At 67.4% G+C, this 21,923-nt stretch carries 20 protein-coding genes; 11 read left to right on the forward strand and 9 right to left on the reverse strand.

Annotated elements, in window-relative coordinates; all coding sequences use genetic code 11:
- Positions 1-110: 110 nt before the first annotated feature.
- The 4 genes from GGR73_RS19600 to GGR73_RS19615 all read left to right on the forward strand — a co-directional run bounded on the left by GGR73_RS19600 (position 111) and on the right by GGR73_RS19615 (position 5,294).
- A complete protein-coding gene (locus GGR73_RS19600; RefSeq protein ID WP_016904514.1) occupies positions 111-320 on the forward strand; it encodes a CsbD family protein in 210 nt (69 codons plus the stop codon).
- A 182-nt stretch (positions 321-502) separates the two neighbouring features.
- Complete coding sequence (locus tag GGR73_RS19605) at positions 503-1,792, forward strand: tryptophan--tRNA ligase (protein ID WP_184458420.1); 1,290 nt, start codon at positions 503-505, stop codon at positions 1,790-1,792.
- 58 nt (positions 1,793-1,850) lie between these two features.
- Positions 1,851-2,795, forward strand: a complete 945-nt coding sequence (locus GGR73_RS19610) for an MBL fold metallo-hydrolase (protein ID WP_184458422.1) — start codon at positions 1,851-1,853, stop codon at positions 2,793-2,795.
- Between the two features lie 846 nt (positions 2,796-3,641).
- Entirely contained in the window at positions 3,642-5,294 is a 1,653-nt protein-coding gene (locus tag GGR73_RS19615; protein ID WP_456363015.1) for a M28 family metallopeptidase, read from the forward strand.
- Positions 5,295-5,418: 124 nt separating this feature from the next.
- Here GGR73_RS19615 and GGR73_RS19620 read toward each other — a convergent pair whose 3' ends face one another.
- Complete coding sequence (locus GGR73_RS19620) at positions 5,419-5,835, reverse strand: Rap1a/Tai family immunity protein (RefSeq protein WP_046344903.1); 417 nt, start codon at positions 5,833-5,835, stop codon at positions 5,419-5,421.
- 86 nt (positions 5,836-5,921) lie between these two features.
- Here GGR73_RS19620 and yedA point away from each other — a divergent pair, with 86 nt between their 5' ends.
- Entirely contained in the window at positions 5,922-6,818 is an 897-nt protein-coding gene (gene yedA / locus GGR73_RS19625; protein WP_102251088.1) for a drug/metabolite exporter YedA, read from the forward strand.
- Positions 6,815-7,726 carry an EamA family transporter RarD gene (gene rarD / locus GGR73_RS19630; protein WP_102251087.1) on the forward strand — a complete coding sequence of 304 codons (912 nt, stop codon included), beginning with the start codon at positions 6,815-6,817 and terminating at the stop codon, positions 7,724-7,726. Before yedA ends, rarD begins: the two co-directional genes overlap by 4 nt.
- Before the next feature lie 276 nt (positions 7,727-8,002).
- Here rarD and GGR73_RS19635 read toward each other — a convergent pair whose 3' ends face one another.
- The 5 genes from GGR73_RS19635 to GGR73_RS19655 form a co-directional block, all read right to left on the reverse strand.
- On the reverse strand, positions 8,003-9,118 hold the full coding sequence (locus tag GGR73_RS19635; RefSeq protein ID WP_184458424.1) for an alpha/beta fold hydrolase: 1,116 nt from the start codon (positions 9,116-9,118) through the stop codon (positions 8,003-8,005).
- 193 nt (positions 9,119-9,311) lie between these two features.
- Positions 9,312-10,631, reverse strand: a complete 1,320-nt coding sequence (locus GGR73_RS19640; protein ID WP_039512617.1) for an ABC transporter permease — start codon at positions 10,629-10,631, stop codon at positions 9,312-9,314.
- 13 nt (positions 10,632-10,644) lie between these two features.
- Positions 10,645-11,805 carry an ABC transporter permease gene (locus GGR73_RS19645; RefSeq protein ID WP_184458426.1) on the reverse strand — a complete coding sequence of 387 codons (1,161 nt, stop codon included), beginning with the start codon at positions 11,803-11,805 and terminating at the stop codon, positions 10,645-10,647.
- 12 nt (positions 11,806-11,817) lie between these two features.
- Positions 11,818-12,507, reverse strand: coding sequence for an ABC transporter ATP-binding protein (locus GGR73_RS19650; protein WP_024939051.1), 690 nt, complete (start codon positions 12,505-12,507; stop codon positions 11,818-11,820).
- A gap of 384 nt (positions 12,508-12,891) precedes the next feature.
- Positions 12,892-14,136: an efflux RND transporter periplasmic adaptor subunit gene (locus GGR73_RS19655; protein ID WP_161961239.1), complete on the reverse strand. Its 1,245-nt coding sequence runs from the start codon at positions 14,134-14,136 to the stop codon at positions 12,892-12,894.
- A 290-nt stretch (positions 14,137-14,426) separates the two neighbouring features.
- Between GGR73_RS19655 and GGR73_RS19660 the strand changes: the two genes are divergently transcribed.
- From GGR73_RS19660 to GGR73_RS19670, 3 genes are all read left to right on the forward strand, one after another.
- Positions 14,427-15,614 (forward strand): sensor histidine kinase, encoded by a 1,188-nt coding sequence (locus tag GGR73_RS19660; RefSeq protein ID WP_065033469.1) that lies wholly within the window; start codon positions 14,427-14,429, stop codon positions 15,612-15,614.
- A gap of 91 nt (positions 15,615-15,705) precedes the next feature.
- Positions 15,706-16,308 carry a response regulator transcription factor gene (locus tag GGR73_RS19665; protein WP_184458427.1) on the forward strand — a complete coding sequence of 201 codons (603 nt, stop codon included), beginning with the start codon at positions 15,706-15,708 and terminating at the stop codon, positions 16,306-16,308.
- Between the two features lie 169 nt (positions 16,309-16,477).
- Complete coding sequence (locus GGR73_RS19670) at positions 16,478-17,266, forward strand: ThuA domain-containing protein (RefSeq protein ID WP_184381515.1); 789 nt, start codon at positions 16,478-16,480, stop codon at positions 17,264-17,266.
- 147 nt (positions 17,267-17,413) lie between these two features.
- Here GGR73_RS19670 and GGR73_RS19675 read toward each other — a convergent pair whose 3' ends face one another.
- Together GGR73_RS19675 and GGR73_RS19680 are read right to left on the reverse strand one after the other, a co-directional pair.
- A complete protein-coding gene (locus GGR73_RS19675) occupies positions 17,414-17,956 on the reverse strand; it encodes a cytochrome b (protein WP_016902642.1) in 543 nt (180 codons plus the stop codon).
- Positions 17,953-19,050 carry a catalase family peroxidase gene (locus GGR73_RS19680; protein WP_184458429.1) on the reverse strand — a complete coding sequence of 366 codons (1,098 nt, stop codon included), beginning with the start codon at positions 19,048-19,050 and terminating at the stop codon, positions 17,953-17,955. Before GGR73_RS19680 ends, GGR73_RS19675 begins: the two co-directional genes overlap by 4 nt.
- Positions 19,051-19,212: 162 nt before the next feature.
- Here GGR73_RS19680 and GGR73_RS19685 point away from each other — a divergent pair, with 162 nt between their 5' ends.
- Positions 19,213-19,728 carry an RNA polymerase sigma factor gene (locus GGR73_RS19685; RefSeq protein ID WP_184458431.1) on the forward strand — a complete coding sequence of 172 codons (516 nt, stop codon included), beginning with the start codon at positions 19,213-19,215 and terminating at the stop codon, positions 19,726-19,728.
- Positions 19,725-20,480: an anti-sigma factor family protein gene (locus tag GGR73_RS19690; protein WP_102251080.1), complete on the forward strand. Its 756-nt coding sequence runs from the start codon at positions 19,725-19,727 to the stop codon at positions 20,478-20,480. The genes GGR73_RS19685 and GGR73_RS19690 overlap by 4 nt, the downstream gene beginning before the upstream one ends.
- A 56-nt stretch (positions 20,481-20,536) precedes the next feature.
- Here the strand turns inward: GGR73_RS19690 and GGR73_RS19695 are convergent, their stop codons facing one another.
- Entirely contained in the window at positions 20,537-21,907 is a 1,371-nt protein-coding gene (locus GGR73_RS19695; protein WP_046344885.1) for a leucyl aminopeptidase family protein, read from the reverse strand.
- Between the last annotated feature and the right edge of the window lie 16 nt (positions 21,908-21,923).

Here is a 21,923-nt window from a genome sequence, read left to right on the forward strand (position 1 = left end):
ACCGTTCAGTGCGGTGAGTGCGGGTTTGACGGCTTTTGATCTGCGGCGAACGGTGCGGTGGTCAACCTGCGCAGACGGTCAATCGCGGCCGCATCAGCGGAGTCGACGCAATGAACACTGACATCATTTCCGGCAAGTGGACCCAGCTCAAGGGCAAGGCGCAGGCCAAGTGGGGCGACCTCACCGACGACGATTTCAAGGTTGCCGAGGGCAACGCCGAATATCTGCAGGGCAAGCTCCAGGAGCGCTACGGCTGGGACCGCGACCGCGCCCAGACCGAGGTGCGCGCCTTCGAAAAGTCGTTGCGCGACGACACCTGACGGTGCCGCGCAACCGCGCCCACCCGCCGTGGTGAGCGCCAACTGCACAGGACGGGCCGCTCGATGCGGCTCGTTTTGCGTCTGCCGCCGAAGCCGGTAGCGGCAGGCACAAGGCACGGTTGCGGTCATGCCAGGGGCACGGAACCGCTAAACTTGCGTGCTGACTCCCTGGCCTTACGCAGATGACCACTCGCGTCCTTACCGGCATCACCACTTCCGGCACCCCGCATCTGGGCAATTACGTCGGCGCGATCCGCCCGGCCATCCAGGCCAGTACGGCTGCCGATGCGGAAAGCTTCTACTTCCTGGCCGACCTGCACAGCCTGATCAAGGCGCAGGACCCGGCGCGGACGCAGCGCTCCACATTGGAGATCGCCGCCAGCTGGCTGGCCTGCGGCCTGGACCCGGAAACGGTGTGGTTCTATCGCCAGTCCGATGTGCCGGAGACCACCGAGTTGCTGTGGCTGCTGACCTGCGTGGCAGGCAAGGGCATCCTCAACCGCGCGCATGCCTACAAGGCGGCGGTGGACAAGAATCGCGCCGACGGCGAAGACGATGATGCGGGCGTGACCGCCGGCTTGTTCATGTATCCGGTGCTGATGGCTGCAGACATCCTGATTTTCAACGCGCACAAGGTGCCAGTGGGGCGCGACCAGATCCAGCATATCGAGATGGCGCGCGATTTCGCCCAGCGCTTCAACCACGTGTATGGCCGCGAGTTTTTCACCCTGCCCGAGGTGGTGATCGACGAGCAGGTCTCGACCTTGCCGGGTCTGGACGGCCGCAAGATGAGCAAGAGTTACGGCAACACGATTCCGCTGTTCTCACCGCGCGAGGAACTGCGCAAGCTGGTGTTCTCCATCCTCACCGATTCGCGCGCGCCGGGCGAAGCCAAGGACACCCAGGGGTCGGCACTGTTCCAGCTGTACCAGGCCTTCGCCACGCCGCAGGAAACGGCGGCCTTTGCGCAGGCTTTTGCCGATGGCATCGGCTGGGGCGACGCCAAGCAGCAGCTGTTCGAGCGTATCGACCAGGAGATCGCACCGCTGCGCACGCGCTACGAGGCGCTGATGGCCGAGCCGGCCAAGATCGAGGCGATCCTGCGCGCCGGTGGCGCACGTCTGCGCGCACGCTACGCCACGCCGTTTTTGGCCGAGCTGCGTGCTGCGGTGGGGCTGCGCGATCTGTCCAGCCAGGGCGATGCGGCTGCGACGCCGGTGGGCGAGAAGAGCGCGCCGCCGGTGTTCAAGCAATACCGCGAGAGCGACGGGCAGTTCTATTTCAAGTTGACCGATGGCGCCGGTGCGTTGTTGCTGCAGAGCGATGGCTTCGCCTCGCCACGCGATGCGGGCCAACTGATTGCGCGGCTGAAGCAGGCCGGGCAAGGCAGCGACCTGCAATTGCCGGGCGTGCATGCGCAGGTGGAGGCGGAGGTGATCCTGGCGGCGCTGCGCGTGTTGCGCGAGGCGTAACGACACTCGTGGAGCCGGTGGCTAGACTGTGGCCTCTCGCATAGCCGTGGGGGGAGCAATGACAGCGACTGCCGATTCCAGCATCCACACCATCGACACCGGCTTTGGCGGTGTGCAGTTCGATGCGGCGTACCTGATCGTCGAGGCGCAACGTGGCGCCTTCGTCGATTGCGGCACTTCGCTGTCGGTGCCGCAGATGCTGGCCGCATTGCAGTCGGCCGGGCTGACGCCGGCGCAGGTGGACTGGCTGATCCTGACCCACGTGCATCTGGATCACGCCGGAGGAGCGGGTGCCTTGCTGCAGCATCTGCCCAATGCGCGGGTGCTGGTGCATCCGCGCGGCGCACCGCACATGATCGATCCCACCCGGCTGATTGCCGGGGCCACGGCGGTGTACGGCGCGGCGGAAATGGCGCGCAGTTACGGCGCGATCGTGCCGGTGCCGGCCGAGCGCGTGGTGGAAGCGGCCGACGGACAGACCGTGATGCTGGGCGAGCGCGCGCTGCGCACCATCGAGACGCCGGGCCACGCACGGCATCATCTGTGCGTGTGGGATGCGCGCAGCCGCAGCTGGTTCACTGGCGACACCTTCGGCCTGTCGTATCGCCAGCTCGATAGCGCGCAAGGCGCCTTCATCCTGCCGACCTCCTCGCCGGTGCAATTCGAAGCCGAGGCGATGCTGCACTCGATCGCGCGGCTGATGGAGGCCGCGCCGCAGGCGATGTATCTCACCCACTACGGCCGGGTCGAATCGCCGGCACCGCTGGCGCAGGCACTGGTCGAGCAGATCCATGCGATGACCGCCATCGCGCTGGACTGCGCGCAGCATGCTGACCGCCATCGCTGCATGGTGGCGGCGCTGACCGACCTGTATCTGCAACGCGCCCGCCTGCACGGCTGCCGGCTGGATGATGCACGCGTGGCGCAGCTACTGGGCACCGATATCGAACTCAACGCGCAGGGCCTGGCGTGCTGGCTGGATCGCGCGACGCGTACCAATTAGCACCACTGGAGTGGGTAACACCCCACTAGAACGCTGCAGCGAGTCGTCGCGTCGTTCGGCAACAGTCAAAAGCCGCGTCGGTCGAGCGCGCGGTGCCCTCACCGCTTGCGGGACACGCCTTGAATCCGTGCGTGGAGGCGCGGTGGCGGCATCCACGCCGCCACACGGTCCCCGCAATCGGCGAGGACACCGCACCAGAGAGTTGGTCGGCTGCTTTTGAAAGCTTGTTGCTCGGCTAGTGGTAGTAGCTGAGACGTTTTAAGTTGCGTGTTGACGCCTGTCCGCCGCTCGGCTTGTGATCGAAAGATGGTGAGGCCTGGTCGAACGCACAAGTGACCGGCCAGTGCGCTTCATGCTCTGCTTGCAACCATGCACACCGACCATCCCGACGGGTCCTTGTCCGCTCACCGTCGCGGGACCTTACGCGGCATGGATGCCGCGTAAGAGCCTACATGGACGTACTTGCGGCGTGTCCCGCGATGGTGGGCGGGCAAGGGCCTTGCAGCCAAGCTGCAAATCATCAGCTCTGCAGCTGATCTATCCGCACTGTCCAGGCTCTCGAAGCACAACGCCAAAGCAATCGAGACTTCGAACCCTAGTCATGTTTAGGCGCGATCAGAGGCGTGAACCAAGAGCTCTGTGAGCGGAGCGCGCGGTGTCTTTGCCGCTTGCAGGACACACGGTAAATCCGCCATCGAGCTCCGTGACAGCATCCATGCAGCCCAAGGGGCCTGCTAGAGAAAGAAGACATCGCGCCTGCCAACGCGGCCCAAAGCGCTCCCGTGGCGGCCGCGCGCTTGTAAACTGTGTGTCATCTATCTGTTGCAAGGCCATGCCGTGAATCCGATGCGCATCCTGTTGTTGTCCGCCTGCCTGTTCGTGGGGGGCGTGGCGCAGGCCGCCAACGATCTGCCCGGTGGCGGCATCGATGCCGAAGCGTTGTCGCGGCATGTGCGCCTGCTGGCCTCGGACGAGTTCGAGGGCCGTGCGCCGGCCAGTGCCGGCGAGCAGCGCACGGTCGATTACCTGGTCGAGCAGTTCAAGGCTGGCGGCCTGCAGCCGGGTGGCGAGCAGGGCGGTTGGACCCAGGCGGTGCCGTTGGTGCGCGCCCAGGTCGATGGCCCGGTGCGCGCCAGCCTGCGTGTCGGCGGCAAGAGCCAGACACTGGTCAATGGCACCGATGTGACCCTGCAGAGCCTGCGTCCGCAGGACGCGGTGCGCTTGAAGCATGCACCGCTGGTGTTCGTGGGCTACGGCATCAGTGCGCCGGAGCGGCAGTGGGACGACTACAAGGGCGTGGACCTGCGCGGCAAGATCGCGGTGATGCTGATCAACGATGCCGACTTCGAATCCAGCCAGCCTGGCGCCTTCGATGGCAAGGCGGTGACCTACTACGGCCGCTGGACCTACAAGTACGAAGAGGCCGCGCGTCGTGGTGCCGCCGGTGTGTTGATCGTGCACGAGACCGCGCCGGCCGCGTACGGCTGGGCGACGGTGCAGAGTTCGGGCCTGTCGCCGTTGTTCGATATCGAACGCAGCGATGCCGATGCGAAGGCGCAGCATGTGCCGGTGCGTGGCTGGATGCAGCAGACGTTGGCGGTGTCGCTGTTTCAGCGCGCCGGGCTGGATTTTGCGCAGGCCAAGCTGCGCGCGCAGCAGCGCGACTTCGCCCCGGTGGCGTTGGGCGATGCGACGCTGTCGGTGGACTTCAAGCTCAAGCGCGAGCGCGTGGTCACGCACAACGTGGTGGCCAAGCTCACCGGCAGCCAGCATCCGGACGAGACGGTGATCTTCTCCGCGCACTGGGATGCCTTCGGCGTGGGCAAGGCCGATGCCGGCGGCGACACGGTGCGGCGTGGCGCGGTGGACAACGCCACCGGCGTGGCCAGCGTGCTGGAACTGGCGCGCGTGTTCGCGGCCGGCCCCAAGCCGCAGCGCACGCTGTATTTCATCGCGTTGACGGCAGAAGAGAAGGGCCTGCTCGGCGCCAACTATTACGCCGCGCATCCGCTGGCGCCGCTGGACAAGACCGTGGCGGTGCTCAACATGGAGATGTTCAGCCCCGATGGCCCCACCCGCGATATCGCCTCGTGGGGACGTGGACGGGTGTCGCTGGAAGGCGATCTGGAAACCGCGGCCAAGGCGCGCGGCCGCAGCTATTCGCCGGACCCGAATCTGGAAGCGGGCTTCTTCTACCGCGCCGACCATTTCGCCTTTGCGCGCATGGGCGTGCCGGCGATCACCGCCGGTCCCGGGCTGGACATGCTCGACGGCGGCGTGGCGGCCGGCAAGGCGCTGCGCGACAAGTATTTTGCCGAGTGCTATCACCAGCCCTGCGATCGCTGGACCCCGCAATGGGATGCCAGCGGCCACGCGGCCGACACCACCCTGGTCTACGATGTCGGCGTGGCGCTGGCCAACGGCCGGCAGTGGCCGAGCTGGCAGGACGGTTCGGAGTTCAAGGCGATCCGCGCCAGCAGCGACGCCGCGCGCAAGTAGGGCCGGTGGTATGCAAACGCCTGCTGCTTTCGAGCCCGGGCGTCGGGCGATCGGCGAGGCGAACGTCAGTGCATCCGGCCCTTGCGTGGCGGTTGGTCGAGCCGGCTTGCGGCGACCGCGCCGCCTATTTGCGGCACGGGTAGCGCTTGGCCAGCGCCTGTACGATCAATGCGGGTGCGGCCTCGTCCAGGCGTGCATCGGGTAGCGCGCCGATATCGCTGATGATCGCCTGCATGTCCGGCGGGCCGCTCTTGCCGGCCGGCATGCACCATTGCGTGCGGTAACTGCTGCTGGCGACGCCGAGCAGGTAAGCGCCGGCGCGGTTCGCCGAGAGCATGACCTTGAGCTCGGTTTGTTCGGGCGCGATCTCCGGCGCCAACGAACCGTCCAGCCCGGCCTCGAGGAGCTTGCGCCCGCTGGGCTCCCAGGGTTCGGGTACGCGTGCCAATGCGCTGGCCGATAGCACGGTCAGGGCGGCCAACATCAACCAGGGGACGCGACGCTGCATATGCACTCCGGGCCGGGGATCAATGCGCACCATACCGCGGCAGGCGCCCGAGAGGCGTACGACGTTGGCGTGGGCAGGTGATCTAGAATTGAAGCTTCCGCTGTATTTGGCAATCTTCGATGTCCTCTTCACACGATGCTGTGGCGCCTGCGCGCAGCGGCCTGGTCGTTGTCGCGTTGTTGCTGGTCTATGTGGTCTGGGGCTCGACCTATCTGGCGATCCGCTTTGCGTTGGAAGGCGGCGCGTTGCCGCTGACCATGGTGTCCGGGGCGCGCTTCGTCGTGGCCGGCACGGTGCTGTATGCGGTACTGCGCTGGCGCGGGGTGGCTGCGCCGACGCGCGCGCAATGGAAGAACGTGGCGATGATGGGCGCGGCCCTGTTGCTGCTGGGCAACGGCATGGTGGTGCTGGCCGAGCGCAGCGTGTCGTCGGGCCTGGCCGCCACCTCGGTGGCATCGGTGCCCCTGTGGATGGCCTTGTTCGGCGCCTTGCGCGGGCAGCACGCCAGCCGTGGCGAATGGCTGGGTATCGTGATCGGCTTTCTGGGCGTGGTCTGGCTCAACGCCGGCAGCAGCCTGACCGCCACGCCGGGCGGGCTGGTGTTGTTGCTGATCGCGCCGATCGGCTGGGCCTTCGGCTCGGTGTGGTCGCGCGGACGCGACCTGCCGTCGCCGTTCATGACTGCCGCCGGGCAGATGCTGTGCGGCGGCGTGTTGCTGGTCAGCACCGGCCTGCTGATCGGCGAGCGCCCACAGAGCCTGCCGACCTCGCAGGGGCTGCTGGCCGTGGCCTATCTGTGCGTGTTCGGCTCGATCGTGGCATTTACCGCCTACGTGTGGCTGCTGCATCACGTGCGCCCGGCGTTGGCCGGCAGCTACGCCTACGTCAACCCGGTGATTGCGGTGGCGTTGGGTGCGTGGCTGGGGCATGAGCGTTTCAGCGCGCACGACATCGGCGCGATGGCGGTGATCCTGTCCGGCGTGCTGGTGGTGACCCTGGCCAAGGCGCGGCGATGACGGCGGTCTCGCCGACCGAGGCGCGTCGCGGGCTGTTGATCACCGCATCGACCTTCGTGATCTGGGGCCTGGTGCCGCTGTACTGGCACCTGCTCAAGGCGGTGCCGTCGCTGCAGATCATCGCGCACCGCATCGTCTGGAGCGCGCTGCTGGTGGTGGCGTGGTTGCTGGCCAGCTCGGGCCTGCGCTGGTGGCGCGCCATCGCCGCGCAGCCGCGCGCGCTATGGATGCTGGCCGGCAGCAGCGTGGCGATTGCGTTCAACTGGGGCCTGTATATCTGGGCGATCAACGCCGGGCACGTGATCGAGGCCAGCCTGGGGTATTTCATCAATCCGCTGCTGAGCGTGTTGCTGGGCGTGCTGGTGCTGAAGGAACGCCTGCAGCGCATCCAGTGGGTGGCGGTGGTGTGTGCGGCGGTGGGCGTGCTGTGGCTGACCCTGGATGCCGGTGCGCCGCCGTGGATCGCGCTGGGGCTGGCGTTCTCGTTCGGTGCCTATGGCCTGCTGCGCAAGCTGGTGGCGGTGGATCCGGTGGCCGGGCTGGGCGTGGAAAGCGTGTACCTGTTCGTGCCGGCGCTGCTGCTGGCGGGCTGGGGCGAGCAGGGCCATGGCGGCGCCTTCCTGAGCGGCTGGGATCTGCGTACCGATCTGCTGCTGATCTTGGGCGGCGTGCTGACCGCGGTGCCGCTGATCGGGTTTGCGTATGGCGTGCGGCGGATTCCGCTGTCGCTGGTGGGCATCCTGCAATACATCGCGCCGAGCCTGCAGTTGCTGCTGGGCGTGTGGTTCTTCCACGAGCCGTTCGATCAGGGGCGCGCGATCGGATTTGCCGCGATCTGGGTGGGGCTGCTGCTGTTCGTCGGCGATAGCCTGTGGCGGCAGCGGCGGCCGGTGGTGGTGACGCCTTAAGCATCGGCCGCTGCGCGATCCGGGCAATCGCGCAGCGGCTGCGTTGCGCGGTGGGCAGCAGCGCGGTGCGCGCTTCGACAGCCTGCCGTTGCGCAGCTCCTGCCTGGATTCAGGGCGAGCAACATGCGCAGCTCCTGCCTGGATTCAGAGCGAGCAACAGACGACTGCGTTCACCGCGGTGCGGGTGCAGTCATCGGCATGTCATTCAGACCCAGCGTTTCGGAACGCGCGGTCCGCTCCCGCCTGACGACCGTTGGCGACGTCTGACAGCCGCTCTCAGCCGCGCGGCGCCAACGCCGGTGTCGCCACCGCCAGCGTGGAGGTCGGCAGTGCCTGCGGCGCGGGGCAGTGGCCTGGATCCTGTTGCGTCTGCGCCAGCCATTGGTCGATCGGTCCACCCAGCAGATCCAGCCGCAGCGGCAGGCTCAGATGGGTTTCCCCAGGCAGCTCGACGTAGTGCGCGCGCGGGCTGGCCAGCGCCAGCGCACGCCCATGCGCGACCGGGATGTGCTGATCGGCATCGCCGTGCACCAGCAGCACGCAGCTGCGCGTGTCGGCCAAGGCCTGCGTGACATCGACGTGGTCCAGGTCCAGCTGCAGCTGGCGGTCGGCGGCGGCGATCACCGCATCGATATCCTGGTCGGCATAGCGCCAGCGCGCATACGCGGCCACCGCCTGCCCACGCCAGCCATTCGGTTGGCTGGCGAGCAGGTGCGGGACCATGTCGCGAATGCCGCGCCCGGCGTTGGCGAAGGATTCCATCGCTACCACGCCGGTCACACGCGGCCCGAGCTTGTCGGCGGTGAACAGCGCGGTGGCGGCGCCGTAGGAAATGCCGAACAGGTACAGCGGGCCACGGATCTCGCCACGCGGTTGCAGCGCATTGAGCACGTCGATGACATCGTCGGATTCGCGCGTGCCGTAACCGGACGGGCCACCGCCGGAATGGCCGTGGTTGCGCAGGTCGATGGTGATCACCCGGTAGCCGGCCTGTGCCAGCTCCAGCGACCATGGCAGCAGCGAATCGCCATCCATCATCCAGCCATGCAGCAGCACCACGGTGCCGCGCGGCGTCGGTGGGGCCGCGGTGGGCACCTTGAAACTGAAATCGACATCCAGCGCATGCGCCGGATCGTGGCGCTGGCCGAGATAGCGGTAGTGCATGGCGTACTGGCCGGGGTCGATCGCGCGCCAGAAGATCGGCACCTGATCGCGCGTGACCACATGCCCGCTGCGGTTGGGCACCGTGGCGATGGTGGCGGCAATGCGCTCCTCATCCAGCAATGGCGAGGTGCCGCCGGGTGCAACCAGGCGCTCGCTGAGCGAGGTGGAGGACGAGGAACAGCCGGCCAGCCACAGGCAGGCGCAGGCCAGCAGAATCAGGCGCGTCATGGGCGAAGATCGATGGATGCAACGGCCGGGCAGCCTACGGCCTGCCCGACCCGCGCATCTACCGCAGTGCAGTGACAGAACGATGACAGCCCGCACTGCGTTCAGCCGCAGCAGCGCACTTGCTCCGCTTTGGCTGTCACCAATCCCCACTCCCGATTCCCGATTCCCGATTCCCGGCGGGCCAAGGCCCGCGCTACACCTCACGCAAGGCAGTGGTGATCGGCAACCGCGCCGCCCGCAAGGCCGGGAACAGCCCGCCGACCAGGCCAATGCCCAGCGCCCATTTGAGCCCGCTCCACAACAGCTCCGGCGAGACCTTGAACTGGAACACGATCTGGCTGAAGTTGCTGCCCAGCGTGGACACGCTGTAACCATTGAAGATGGCCCAGGCGATCAGGCCACCGAGCAAGCCGCCCAGCAGCGCCAGCAGCATGGTCTCCAGCATCAGCGCCATGATCACCGGCGTGCCGCGGAAACCGATCGCGCGCATCGTGGCGATCTCGCGCGCGCGCGTGGCCACCGCCGCATACATGGTGTTGAGCGCGCCGAACACCGCGCCCACCGCCATGATCGCGCCGATTACCGTGCCCAGGATGCTGATCAACCTGTTCAAGCCACCGCCCTGTTTGCCGTAGTAGGCACGGGTGGTTTCCACATCCAGTTTGAGCCGCGGATCGGCGGCCATGGCGGTCTTGAACTGGCTGAAACCGGCCTTGCCGGCGGTGCGCACGCTGATCGACTGGTAGGCGCTGCGGTTGTAGGTGGTGGCCAGCGTCTGCGCATCGGTCCACAGCTCCGAATCGTGCGCATCGCCGGAGGCGAACACGCCGACCACGGTCCATTGCTGGCTGCCGAGGGTGAGCGTCTTGCCCAGCTGCAGGCCGCGGAACTGAGTCAACGCGCCCTTGCCGACCACGATCTCGCGCAGGCCGGGGGTGAAGCGCCGTCCCTGCACCAGCCTGACCTTGTCGTGCACCGCCCAGGCCTGTTCGCCCACGCCACGCAGTTGTGCGTTGACGTCGGTGCCATCGGATCTGGAGGCGATGTTGACCACCTGCGAGAGCTCCGGCGACAGCAGCGGGCGGCCCCTGGCATCGGCGGCGATGCCGGGCAGGCTGCCGATCAGCGGCACCAGGTCGCGGGTGATCACCGAGTTGGTCTCGGCCTGCGAGCCGCCGCGCAGAACAATCGCGGTGGTGTCGTCGCCGGTGCTGTTGAGCGTGGCCTGAAACCCCTGGCCCATCGCCAGCATCGCCACCAGCACGCCGACCACACCGGCGATGCCGACCACGATCACCGAGCTGGCACCCCAGCGTTGCGGCAGCGTGGCGATGCCGATACGTGCAGCGGCCAACGACAGCCGGCCGCTGCGGGTGACAACCAGCCACACCGCCAGCAAGGCGGCGAGGACCAGCACGCCGATCCACGGCAGCGCGATCCACACGGCCAACCCGACGGCCAGTGACACGACCGACAGCAGATTGACCAGACGGTTCTTCCATTGGGTTTGCATTTGCCTGCTCCTGTCAGCGGCCGGCGAGGGCATCGACGATCTTCAAGCGCTGCGCGCGTCGCGCCGGCAGCACACCCACCACGATGCCGATGCCGGCCATCAGGCCCAGCCCGACCAACCAGGTCTGCATTGGCACGCCCTGCACCGGCATCACCCCGCCGCTGCGTGCGGCCACCAGCGGGATCACCAGCGATGCCAGACCCATGCCGATCAACCCGCCCAGGCCGATCAACAGCACCGACTCCACCATCACCAGACTCAACACGGTGCGGTCCTGAAAGCCCAGCGTCTTGAGCGTGGCCAGCTCCGGTATGCACTCGCGCACCGCCTGCGCCATGGTGTTGCCGGTCAGCAGCAGCAAGGTGAAGAACACCGCGGCCATGATCGAGGTGACGATCAGGCCGATATCGGCGAACTGTTTGATGAAGGCCTGCTGGAACGCCGATTCGGTCTGCGACTTGGTTTCATGATCGGAGTTGGCCGACAACGCGTCTATCGCCTGCGCCACACGCGAGGCCTGGTCGGCGTTGCGCAACGTCACCGTGTACCAGCTGACCCTGCTCTTGATGTAGTCGTTGGACTCGTCGAAGTATTTCCAGTTCATCATCAACTGGCGTTCCTGGTTGGCTGCCACCGCGCGGTCCTTCATGCGGAAGATGCCCACCAGTTGCAGCGGCCAGTCGTTGCTGCCGCCACGCGGGAAGATGGTGGCCTGCAGCGGAATGGTGTCGCCGATCTTCCAGCCATTGGCCTTGGCCAGGGTCTCGCCGACGATGGCGCCGGTGCGCGTGGTCTGGAACGCCTTGAGCTGTTCCTTGGGCAGCTCGTACTCGCTGTAGACGTCGAAAAAATTGGGCGCTACCGAAAAGTTCGGGAAGAAATTCTTCGGGTCGCGGTAGATGCCGCCGAACCACATCGCCGAGGTCACATCGCGCACGCCCGGCACGCTGCGGATCTGCGGCTCCAGGCTGATCGGCAGCGATTGGGTGATCGACAGGCGCGAGGCCACCACCAGGCGGTTCACGCCGCTGACGCTGCCGCCGGAAGTGAAGGCCACGCGCACCGAATCGAGCATGCCGAACAGCAGGAACGCCGCCACCACCGACAGCAAGGTCAACAAGGTGCGGGTCTTGCTGCGGAACAACTGCGCCCACACCAGCCAGAGATACTTCATGGCAGCACTCCCTTAGAGCACGAGCGGCGCATCGGCCAGCTCGCCCTTGTCCAGATGGATGGTATGGGTAGCGTACTCGGCGGCCTTGGGGTCGTGGGTCACCATCACGATGGTCTTGCCGTGTTCGCGATTGAGTTCCTGCAGCAGGCGCAGGATCTCCTCGGCGTTATGGCGGTCCAGATCGCCGGTGGGTTCGTCGCAGATCAGGAAGGTGGGGTCGGACACGATCGCGCGTGCAATCGCCACGCGCTGCTGCTGGCCGCCGGACAGTTCGCTGGGCTTGTGGTTGCGGCGTTCCTGCAGGCCGACCAGGGTCAGGGCGATTTCCGCATTGCGCTTGCGTTGCGCGGCGTTGAGCGCGGTGAGCAGCAACGGCAGCTCCACGTTCTTTTGCGCGGTGAGCATCGGCATCAGGTTGTAGAACTGGAACACGAAGCCGACGTGGTGACTGCGCCAGGTCGCGAGCTGGCCGCCGCTCATGCGGTCGATGCGCTCGCCCTGGATCTCGATCTCGCCACCGCTGGGGTTGTCCAGCCCGCCGATCAGATTGAGCAAGGTGGTCTTGCCCGAGCCGGACGGACCCATCAACGCGACGAAGTCGCCACTGGCGATTTCCAGGTCGATGCCGTGCAGCACCTGCACCTGCTCGGGGCCGCGTTGGTAGGTCTTGGTGATGTTGCGCAAGCTGACGAGAGCGGTCATGGCGACTCCTGGCGGTGCAATGGAAAGAGGCAAGCGCGATGCGGCATGGCGACCGCGATTGCATGAGGCGGCAACACGGCGATGCGGTGACGGTGAGGCGGCAAGACGGTGCGAGGCTGGATGACGACAGACGCAACTGCTGGGTGACGTGCGCGACGACGCATGGCGGCGACAAGCCAGGCGGCTAGGTCTGCACTGACCGATGACAGCCGCTGGCTGTGGATCACCAACGCCGCTGTGATCGTTGCTATGTGGTTGCATCGCCTTGCGCGATCGCAGCGCCATCCAGGTGCCACGACCGCATCAGCCATTGCCGCCACCGTGGGCGCCGCGCTCCCCGGAGCGGCGTCGCTGCCCAGCTGGTGACTGCAGTGACCGGCGCAGTTACTCGGCAGCGGCCGCGTCGGCTTCGGCCACCGTGTCGCCGTCTTTCAGGCCTTGCGGCGGATCCAGCACCACAGTGTCGCCCGCACTCAAACCCGACACCACCTGGCGGTCCTCGCCCATCACCATCCCGGGAGTGACCGTCTTCATGCTGACGGTGTTGCGCTCGCCGACCACGAACGCGACCGTGCGCGTGTCGCGTTCGACCAGTGCCGCAGCCGGCACGCGCACGCCTTGCGGCTTGCTGGCCTCCTGCGTATTGGCCCGCTCCAGAAAGCTCACCCGCACGCCCATCTCCGGCACGATGCGCGGGTCCTTGAGCTTGAGCGCCACGCGCACCTTCACCGTGGCCTTGCCGCGGTCGGCCGTGGGAATGATGGCGATCACCTCGCCGGGAATCTTCCATTCCGGATACGCGTTGAGCACCGCTTCCACCGGCATCTTCGGCTGCACGCGGCCGATGTAGGACTCGCCCACTTCCACTTCGATCTCCAGCGATTCCATGTCCACGATGGTGCCGATACCGGTGCGGGTGAAGCCGCCGCCGGCCGACAGCGGCGAGACGATTTCGCCGGGCTGCGCGGCCTTGGCGGTGACCACGCCGGCAAACGGCGCACGCACCACGTTGAAGTCCGAGCGGATTGCCGAGATCGCCAGCTGGTCCGATGCCACGCGCACATTGCGTTGCGCATTCTGCAGCTGTGCGCGCAAGGCATCGCGCTGTGCGGTGGCCTGCTCGTACTGCGAGCGCGACACCAGTTGCGCACCGACCAACGATTGCAGCCGCGCCGCATCGGCATTGGCCACTGCCAGTTGCGCCTGCATGTTGTCGACCTGGCTGCGTGCGGCCGACAGCTGCGATGCCGACAGCGTGCGCTGCGCATCGGCATCCAGCGGGTCCAGCGTGGCCATCACCTGGCCTTGTTCGACGCGCATGCCTTCTTCGATCATCACCTCGCGCACCTTGCCGGTGACCTGCGCCGACACCGTGGCCATGCGCCGCGCCACCACGTAGCCCGATGCGTCCAGCACCGAGGCACTGCTGCTGCCGGCGCTGATCGCCACCACCGCTGCGGTCTGTACCTTCGCCACCGGGCGGCGGGTGAACCACCACGCCGCGGCCGCCAGCAGCACGATGACGATCACGGCGGCGATGACCCAGCCGCCGCGCCGTGCAGGTTCGGGGGCGGCAGGACGCTGGCGGTCGATGCGGAGTTGCTTGAGCAGATCGGCGGAAGTATTCATCGATGACCAGGACGGGATGCTGCGCGAAATGTGACCGGCCGCAGGCGGCGCCGCAAGCTGCCGGAAGTCACCAATGCGATCGCGGCGACGAACGGTAGCGCGACCAACGCTGCTGCCAGGTGCTGCGCAGCATGCGACCGCGATGGCGGCATCCACCAGTGACAGCTGTCACCTGCCGTGCATGACAGTGGCAACTGGCCGCGCCCCTCAGGATGGGCGAGGCTGCAGCATCGGGCGCCCGGTCGGGCCCGGCAGTGGCAGAATCCGATCACCCACATGGACCCACCCCGATGCGCGTGTCGTTACCCGCCTGGCTTCGCCCCGCCGCCAATTCGCAGGTTGCCGCGCGGCTGGCGCAGGGCCAGTCGCCGTGGATGGATGGTGTGCATCTGCTGTGGTCGAGCTGGGTGTTCGTGGTGCCGGTGTTTTCCTCGCGGGGGTACGACAGCACCTGGCTGCTGTGCACCTTGCTGTCGTATCCGGTCTTCCTGCTGCTGTATGCGCGCATGTTGCTGGCGCCGCGCGGCACCCTGTATCGCTATGCCTGGGCGATGGGTGTGCTCAGCGCCGCGTTGCTGCCGGTGTATCCCTCGGGGATCAGCTATTTCGTCTTCGCCTGCCTGAGCCTGCCCCCGTCCACACGGCAGGCCCTGTGGCGGCACTTCGCGATGCTGGTGGTGATGAACGTGCTCTACCTGGGCTGGGCGCACTGGCTGGGAATGCGCCTGCAATCGCTGGTGTGGCTGCCGGTGTCGGTGCTGGGCATGGCCGGTGTCGGTGCGGTGTACAGCATCAACGAACGCAAGGACGCGTTGCTGCGCCTGTCGCAGGACGAAGTGCGCCGGCTGGCCGCCACCGCCGAGCGCGAACGCATCGGCCGCGACCTGCACGATCTGCTCGGCCACACCTTGTCGCTGGTGGCACTCAAGTCCGATCTGGCCGCGCGCCTGATCGCGCGCGATCCGCAGGCCGCGCGCGGCGAGATCGATGCGGTGGCGCAGATTTCGCGCGATGCCCTGGCGCAGGTGCGGCGTGCGGTTACCGGCATTCGCGCCGCCGGGCTGGTGGCCGAGCTGGCGTCGGCGCGGGTACTGCTGGAGATGGACGGCATCGTGCTGGAACACGCACTGGAAACGCTGGCCTTGCCGCCCGAACACGAAACCGCACTGGCACTGGTGGTGCGCGAAGCGGCCACCAATGTGCAACGGCATGCGCAGGCCAGGCGGATGCGCGTGAGCCTGCGCGCGCAGGGCGAGCAGGCGGTGCTGGACATCAGCGACGATGGGCGTGGCGGGGTGATCGTGCCCGGCAATGGCCTGGACGGCATGCGCACACGCCTGCACGGCCTGGGCGGCGCGCTGGAAGTGGAAGCGCTGCCGCGCGGCATGCGCCTGCGCGCCAGCGTGCCGTTGCCGCAGCCCACGCTGGCGACGGCGCAGCCGCCCTTGCCGGTGCCGCTGCTGCCACCGTCGCGCTGATCGCGCACACGTCCACCGCATTGCACGCAATGCACGGCGGGCCCAAGCGCTGCTATCGTGCGCCACCGTTGTCTGCATATGAGCGCGCGCGATGATCCGGGTGTTGTTGGCCGAAGACCAGGCGCTGCTGCGTGGCGCGTTGGTCGCCTTGCTTGGGCTGGAAGACGATATCGAGGTGGTCGGCAGCGCAGGCGATGGCGAAACTGCCTGGCGCGAGCTGCAACGACTGCAGCCGGACGTGCTGATCACCGATATCGAAATGCCTGGCCTGACCGGCCTGGAGCTGGCCCAGCGCATCCAGCGCCAGGCGCTGCCGCTGCGGGTGATGATCGTCACCACCTTCGCCCGCCCGGGATTTCTACGCCGCGCGCTGGATGCCGGTGTGGCGGCGTATCTGCTCAAGGACGCGCCGGCCGAACAACTGGTCGGCGCCCTGCGTCAGGTGCAGCGTGGCGGGCGGGTGATCGACCCACAACTGGCGCTGGACGCCTGGGTCGAAGCCGATCCCTTGAGCGAACGCGAGCGCACGGTGTTGCGGCTGGCCGGCGAAGGCCGCACGGCCAGCGAGATCGCGCAGCAATTGCAGTTGTCGCATGGCACGGTGCGCAATTACCTGTCCGAATGCATCGGCAAGCTGGGCGTGGCCAATCGCATCGAAGCGTATCGGCTGGCGCGGCAGAAAGGCTGGCTGTGACGCGGTGACGCAGACGCGTTGCGCTATCAGCGAGCGCAGCAATGGATGGCATGCTGCGCCGCGTATCCGTTGTGCATTGCTGCCTGCCGCTATTCCAAATAACGCGAAAAGCATGCCGCGCAGGCGCGGGTACACTGCCGGGCCAGAACGATCCCTGCGAGCGAACGGCATGAAATCCCTGTGGCTGTTGGGCCTGCTGATGGTGTGCGCATTCAACGCGTCTGCCGAGCAGTTCAAGATCCTGGTGGCGGCGATTCCCAACCAGTATCACCACGACTATATCCCGGTCGCCAAGCCGCAATTCGAAGCGATGGCGCGCAAGCATTATGTCGAGTTGGTGTGGGCGTGGAATGCCAAGGCCTTCGATGGCGATCTATCGCAATACGCGGCAATCGTGCTGCTCAATACGCCGGCCACCGATCTGGATCCCACGCAGCGTGCGAACTTTCAGGCCTACGTGCGCAACGGCGGCGGCGTGGTGGCGGTGCACAAGGCGTTTGCGATCAAGCGCGGCGAGTGGGAGTGGTACGACCATCTGATCGGCCGCTCGTTCCGCACCCATCCGTACATGCAGACCGCGATGGTCGACGTGGTGGACGCCAACTTCCCGGCCACTGCCGGCCTGCCCGCGCGCTGGGTGTGGACCGACGAATGGTACGAATACGATCCGCCGTACAGCGACGACCTGGTCACGCTGATGACGGTGGACGAAACCAGCTACGACCCCACGCTGATCTGGCCGGGCCAGGTCGCCAAGGGCATGGGCAAGCAGCACCCGGTGGCCTGGTACCACCATTTCGAAGGCGGCCGCGTGTTCGCCACCGCGCTCGGCCACCTGGCCGAGGCCTACAACGACCCACGTTATCTTGAGCATCTGTACGGCGGGATTTACTGGGCCGCCACCGGCAAGGGCATCCAAGCATCCGCGCCAGCGGCCAAGACAAAACGCCAGCGTTAAATCCTAGCCCCTCTCCCGCCGGGAGAGGGGTGAGGGTGCGCGGCAACGCCACTCCAGATGGCGGTCAACCCGATGCTTCGCCCGCACCCGCATCCGTCCTTGCGGGGCACCTTCTCCCGGCGGGAGAAGGGAGCCAGCAGCCATCCATCAACGCGCAGACCGCTCGCCACGCGCCATGCTGGAAAACACGCCATCGCGGCGCACCCAGGCATGGAACAGCGCCGCGCTCAGATGCCCCAGCACGGTGGCGAACAACAGGTACGCCAACCAGCCGTGCGCGCTCCGCAACCAGGCGTACAGCGCAGGATCGTGCGGCGCGATCGCCGGCAGGTTCGCGCCCGGCCATAGCACGATCGGATAAGCGCCGGCCGACAGCATCGCCCAGCCGATCAACGGCATGCCCAGCATCAGCGCATACAACAACCAGTGCGAAGCGGTCGCCGCGGCCTTCTGCCAGGCCGGCAGGTCGGCCGGCAGCGGTGGCGGGCGGTTGCGCAGGCGATTGATCAGGCGCAGCACCGCAAGGATCAGGATCGCAATGCCCAAGGGGCGATGCAGATCGATCAACCACGGCCGCTGCGTCACCGAAGCCACCATGCCCACGCCGACGAACAGCATGGTCAGGATCATCGCGGCCATCAACCAGTGCAGCACGCGTGCGGGCAGATTGAAGTGGGTATGGCTGCTCATTGGCGTGCTCCCTGGCCGGTGGCGGCGCTGCCTGTGCCATTGGCGATCTCATGCTCGCGCCGGTTGAACGATTGCGAATACACCGACGAGCGCGCCGCCAGGATCGGGTCGTTGGATCCGGCAATGCCCTTGGGCAGGATCAGCGGGTCGTAATTCAGGTCGCGGCACGGGCCGGTGGCCTGCGGCTCGGCATGATCGATCGATACCGTGCCGGCGACGATCTGCTTGCGGCTTTCCGGCCATGGCTGCGAGGGATCGTCCACCGCATCGCCCGGCTCGGCCATGGTCAGCACCAGGTCCCAACGCAGCGGCCCCTGCGCCAGGCGCGTGTCCAGATCGGTGGCGAGAAAATCGCCATCGGCCTGCGCGCGCTGTTCGGCGCTGAGCTCCTGGAACGGGGTATGCGGACGCATCGACCAGCGGATGTAGCGCTCGCGTCCATCGGCGGCAATCGCGCGGAACGCATTGACCCCGTTGTATTGCGTATTGGCCCAGCTGTTGGACCACGGTGCGGTCTTGGCCCACTGCTGGAACTTGGCCGCTTCCGGATACTGCTTGCCGAACGCGGCCAGCTTGGCCGGATCTGGCTTGCCGGTAGCCGGGTCCGGCCGCGATGCCACGTTCAATGCCTGGAAACCGGCCGGCGTGGCCACCACGAAGAACGGAAAACTGTTCATCGCGGTGCGCCATTCCTGCCCGTCGTCGCTGCGCAACAGCAATGCCATGCTGCGTACGCGTGCCGCACCATCGGCGCCATGCGGGTCGCCGCCGCCGATCGACAGGCGCCCGAGTACCGGCGTACTGGCCTGGCTGAAGATGCGTGCCGACGACAGCCAGGTGGCCTTGCCGCTGGACTTGAAGTCCCCGCTCACACACACGCCCTTGGTATGTGCGCGGCGAAAGCCCGGATGCGGCGGCCCGCTGGCCTCGATGGTGTCGGTCATGCGCGCGGCGGTCAGCCGGTCGCCACCGATCCAGCCGGCGGTCCAGGCGAACGCAACCGCCAGGCCGCCGGCAATCGCGGCGATCCCCAGCAAGGGCGCCACGCGAACGCGTCCATGCTGTGGCGGTGGGGAAGGAGGTGGCAAGGTCATGGCTGGCTCCAGGGGTCGGTGCGGTGAGTGGTCGATGCAGTGAGACGACGTGCAGGCCGACTTATTCCCGTGATCGCCCAGGCGTTGTGGCACGCGCATCGAACTTGGGAATAGTCCACGCTCCAGCGCGTCTACTTTGTGATGCCACCACCAAACCTGCCGATGGATGCTCTGGACGATGACCAACTGCGTGCTGTGCTGCCGGCGCTGCGTCGCTTCGCGCGCTCGCTGAGCGGCGAGCCCGCCAGCGCCGACGACCTGGTGCAGGCCACGCTGGAACGTGCGCTGCGGCGTTGGCGCACCCGCCATACCGCCGAGGCCCTGCAGCCGTGGCTGTTCGCCATCCTGTACCGGCAGTTTCTGGACGGGCAGCGCCGCGCCGCGCGCTGGCAGCGCGTGGTGGGCTTGTTCGCACCGCAGCAGCCCAGCCAGTCCGCATCGGCCGAGCAGGTGCACGACGGCCGCGCCATGCTGGCCAGCCTGGCGTTGCTGCCGCCGGAACAGCGCGCCTTGCTGCTCCTGGTCAGCGTGGAGGGTTTCAGTTACCGCGAGGTGGCCGACACTCTCGGCATCCCGATCGGCACGGTGATGTCGCGGCTGTCGCGTGCGCGCGAACGCCTGCGTGCATTGAACGAGGGGCATGTGAACCACGCACCTGCATTGAGGATCCTGAAATGACCAGCACGCCGCCGCCTGACGAACACGCACTGCACGCCTATGTCGATGGCCGGCTGGAGCCGGCGCAACGGGCAGCGGTGGCCGCCTGGTTGCAGGCGCACCCGGCGCAGGCCGCGCGCGTGGCCGGCTGGAAACGCGATGCCGAAGCGCTGCGCGCCGCGCACGCCGGCCTGGAGCCGGAGATGGCCACGCTGGCGCTGACGCCTGCAGCGATTCGCCGTGGCCTGCAGCAACGCCGCCGGACCCTGGTGGCCATGGCCGCCAGTTGCGTGCTGGCGCTGGGCCTGGGCACCGGGCTGGGCTGGCAGTTGCGCGAGAGCCGGCTCGCCATTCAGCGCGTGCCGATGGCTGATGCAGTGGCCGCCTACCGCCTGTTTGCCGATGTCGACGCGCATCCGGGCGTTGCGTTGGAGGTGCAGCGCCGTACGGAATTGGAGCCGTGGTTGCGCACGCATTTCGGCAATGCCGGTGTGGTGCCGGATCTGCGTGCGCAGGGCTATGTGCTGCGCGGCGGGCAGTTGCTTTCCACACCCGAAGGCGCGGCAGCGATGCTGGTCTACAGCGATGCCGACGGCGCGCGTATCGGCCTGTATCTGCGTCCACGCAGCGGGCCGATGCCCACCGGCGAACGGCGCGATGGCCGTCTACTGGCGCAGTACTGGGCCGAAGGCGAGACCGCGTTTGCGCTGGTCGGCCCGGCGACGCAGACACGCATGCGCACGATCGCGCCGTTGCTGCGCAGCCAGGGATGACCGGCGCGACTTGAGGCGCATGCTGATGGCCCGCATGCGTTGCGTGCGCGGCGAGCTCAGCCGCCGTAGCGTTGCTGGAGCATCGCAAAGGCCGAGCGCAGCGCCAGCGCCTCGCCGCCTGCCGGGCGGCCGGGGCGGTCGCTGTCGTTCCAGGCATACACGTCCAGATGCGCCCACAGCTGGCCCGGCGCGACAAAGCGCTCCAGGTACAGCGCGGCGGTGACCGCACCGGCCATGCGCGAGCCGGCGTTGGCCATGTCGGCGACGTGGCTGTTGAGGTAACGCAGATACGGGCGCCACAGCGGCATGCGCCAGACCGGGTCGCGGGTCTGCTCGCCGGCACGCAGCCAGGCCTGCGCCAGCGCATCGTCGTTGGCGAACAGCGCGGGCAGGTCCGGCCCCAAGGCGATGCGTGCGGCACCGGTCAGCGTTGCGAAATCCAGGATCAGATCGGGGCGCTGCTCGGTGGCGTAGCTCAGTGCATCGCACAGCACCAGGCGGCCTTCGGCATCGGTGTTGTCCACTTCCACCGTGACGCCGGCGCGGGTGGTGATGACTTCGCCCGGGCGGAACGCATCCGGGCCGACAGCGTTTTCCACCGCGGCAATCAACAGGGTCAGTCGTACCGGCAGCTGCTGCGCCATCACCAGGCCGGCCAGCGCCAAGGCATGTGCCGCGCCGCCCATATCCTTTTTCATGTTGCGCATGCCATCGGCCGGCTTCAGATCCAGCCCGCCGGTGTCAAAGCACACGCCCTTACCAACCAGCACCAGATGCGGATGCGCCGCATCGCCCCATTGCAACTGGATCAGCCGCGGCGCCCGGTGCGAGGCGCGCCCGACCGCGTGGATGGTGGGGAAGTTCTGCGCCAGCAATTGCTCGCCAACGATGGCGTCGACCTGGGCGCCGTGCGTTTGCGCCAGTGCGCGCGTGGCCTCTTCCAGATGCTGCGGGCCCATGTCCTCGGTCGGCGTATTGACCCAGTCGCGCACGCGGATGCAGGCCTCGATCAAGGCGCGTGTCTGCGGTGTCGGCGTGGCGGCCAGTTCGGCCGGTGCGCGCGGTACCTTGCGGTAGCGCGAGAAGCGGTACGCACCCAGGCCCCAGCCCAGGTGCAGCAGCGCCTGCTCGCTCTCGCTCAGCGTGTTGGCCAGCATCCAGCGGCTGGCCGGCGGCAGCGCCATCGGTGCATGCGCGTAGGCGTAGGCATCGGCGCGGTCGCCGATGCCCAGCACCGCGCCGGCCAGCCCCTGTTCGCCCGGCAGCAACAGCACGCTGCCCGGCGCGGCATCGAACCGTTGCGCCTGTGCCCACGACAGCACGTGCGTGGGCTGCTCGGCGCACCAACGTGCAAAGCCTTCGCGGTCGAGCACATGCAGCGGCAAGGCTGCGGCGTTGGGATCGATGAAACCGGTGAGCTGCGACATGGAAATCCTCGGAGGC

It is taken from the genome of Xanthomonas sp. F14 (genome assembly GCF_014199865.1).

Excerpts from the sequence above, each read along its gene's own strand:
- GGR73_RS19685 (WP_184458431.1), top strand. The coding sequence starts at position 19,213 with ATGGATGCTCTGGACGATGACCAACTGCGTGCTGTGCTGCCGGCGCTG.
- GGR73_RS19695 (WP_046344885.1), bottom strand. The coding sequence starts at position 21,907 with ATGTCGCAGCTCACCGGTTTCATCGATCCCAACGCCGCAGCCTTGCCG.
- GGR73_RS19615 (WP_456363015.1), top strand. The coding sequence starts at position 3,642 with ATGCGCATCCTGTTGTTGTCCGCCTGCCTGTTCGTGGGGGGCGTGGCG.
- GGR73_RS19660 (WP_065033469.1), top strand. The coding sequence starts at position 14,427 with ATGCGCGTGTCGTTACCCGCCTGGCTTCGCCCCGCCGCCAATTCGCAG.
- rarD (WP_102251087.1), top strand. The coding sequence starts at position 6,815 with ATGACGGCGGTCTCGCCGACCGAGGCGCGTCGCGGGCTGTTGATCACC.
- GGR73_RS19600 (WP_016904514.1), top strand. The coding sequence starts at position 111 with ATGAACACTGACATCATTTCCGGCAAGTGGACCCAGCTCAAGGGCAAG.
- GGR73_RS19610 (WP_184458422.1), top strand. The coding sequence starts at position 1,851 with ATGACAGCGACTGCCGATTCCAGCATCCACACCATCGACACCGGCTTT.
- GGR73_RS19675 (WP_016902642.1), bottom strand. The coding sequence starts at position 17,956 with ATGAGCAGCCATACCCACTTCAATCTGCCCGCACGCGTGCTGCACTGG.
- GGR73_RS19620 (WP_046344903.1), bottom strand. The coding sequence starts at position 5,835 with ATGGTGCGCATTGATCCCCGGCCCGGAGTGCATATGCAGCGTCGCGTC.
- GGR73_RS19645 (WP_184458426.1), bottom strand. The coding sequence starts at position 11,805 with ATGAAGTATCTCTGGCTGGTGTGGGCGCAGTTGTTCCGCAGCAAGACC.
- GGR73_RS19605 (WP_184458420.1), top strand. The coding sequence starts at position 503 with ATGACCACTCGCGTCCTTACCGGCATCACCACTTCCGGCACCCCGCAT.
- GGR73_RS19690 (WP_102251080.1), top strand. The coding sequence starts at position 19,725 with ATGACCAGCACGCCGCCGCCTGACGAACACGCACTGCACGCCTATGTC.
- GGR73_RS19635 (WP_184458424.1), bottom strand. The coding sequence starts at position 9,118 with ATGACGCGCCTGATTCTGCTGGCCTGCGCCTGCCTGTGGCTGGCCGGC.
- GGR73_RS19665 (WP_184458427.1), top strand. The coding sequence starts at position 15,706 with ATGATCCGGGTGTTGTTGGCCGAAGACCAGGCGCTGCTGCGTGGCGCG.
- GGR73_RS19670 (WP_184381515.1), top strand. The coding sequence starts at position 16,478 with ATGAAATCCCTGTGGCTGTTGGGCCTGCTGATGGTGTGCGCATTCAAC.
- GGR73_RS19680 (WP_184458429.1), bottom strand. The coding sequence starts at position 19,050 with ATGACCTTGCCACCTCCTTCCCCACCGCCACAGCATGGACGCGTTCGC.
- GGR73_RS19650 (WP_024939051.1), bottom strand. The coding sequence starts at position 12,507 with ATGACCGCTCTCGTCAGCTTGCGCAACATCACCAAGACCTACCAACGC.
- GGR73_RS19655 (WP_161961239.1), bottom strand. The coding sequence starts at position 14,136 with ATGAATACTTCCGCCGATCTGCTCAAGCAACTCCGCATCGACCGCCAG.
- GGR73_RS19640 (WP_039512617.1), bottom strand. The coding sequence starts at position 10,631 with ATGCAAACCCAATGGAAGAACCGTCTGGTCAATCTGCTGTCGGTCGTG.
- yedA (WP_102251088.1), top strand. The coding sequence starts at position 5,922 with ATGTCCTCTTCACACGATGCTGTGGCGCCTGCGCGCAGCGGCCTGGTC.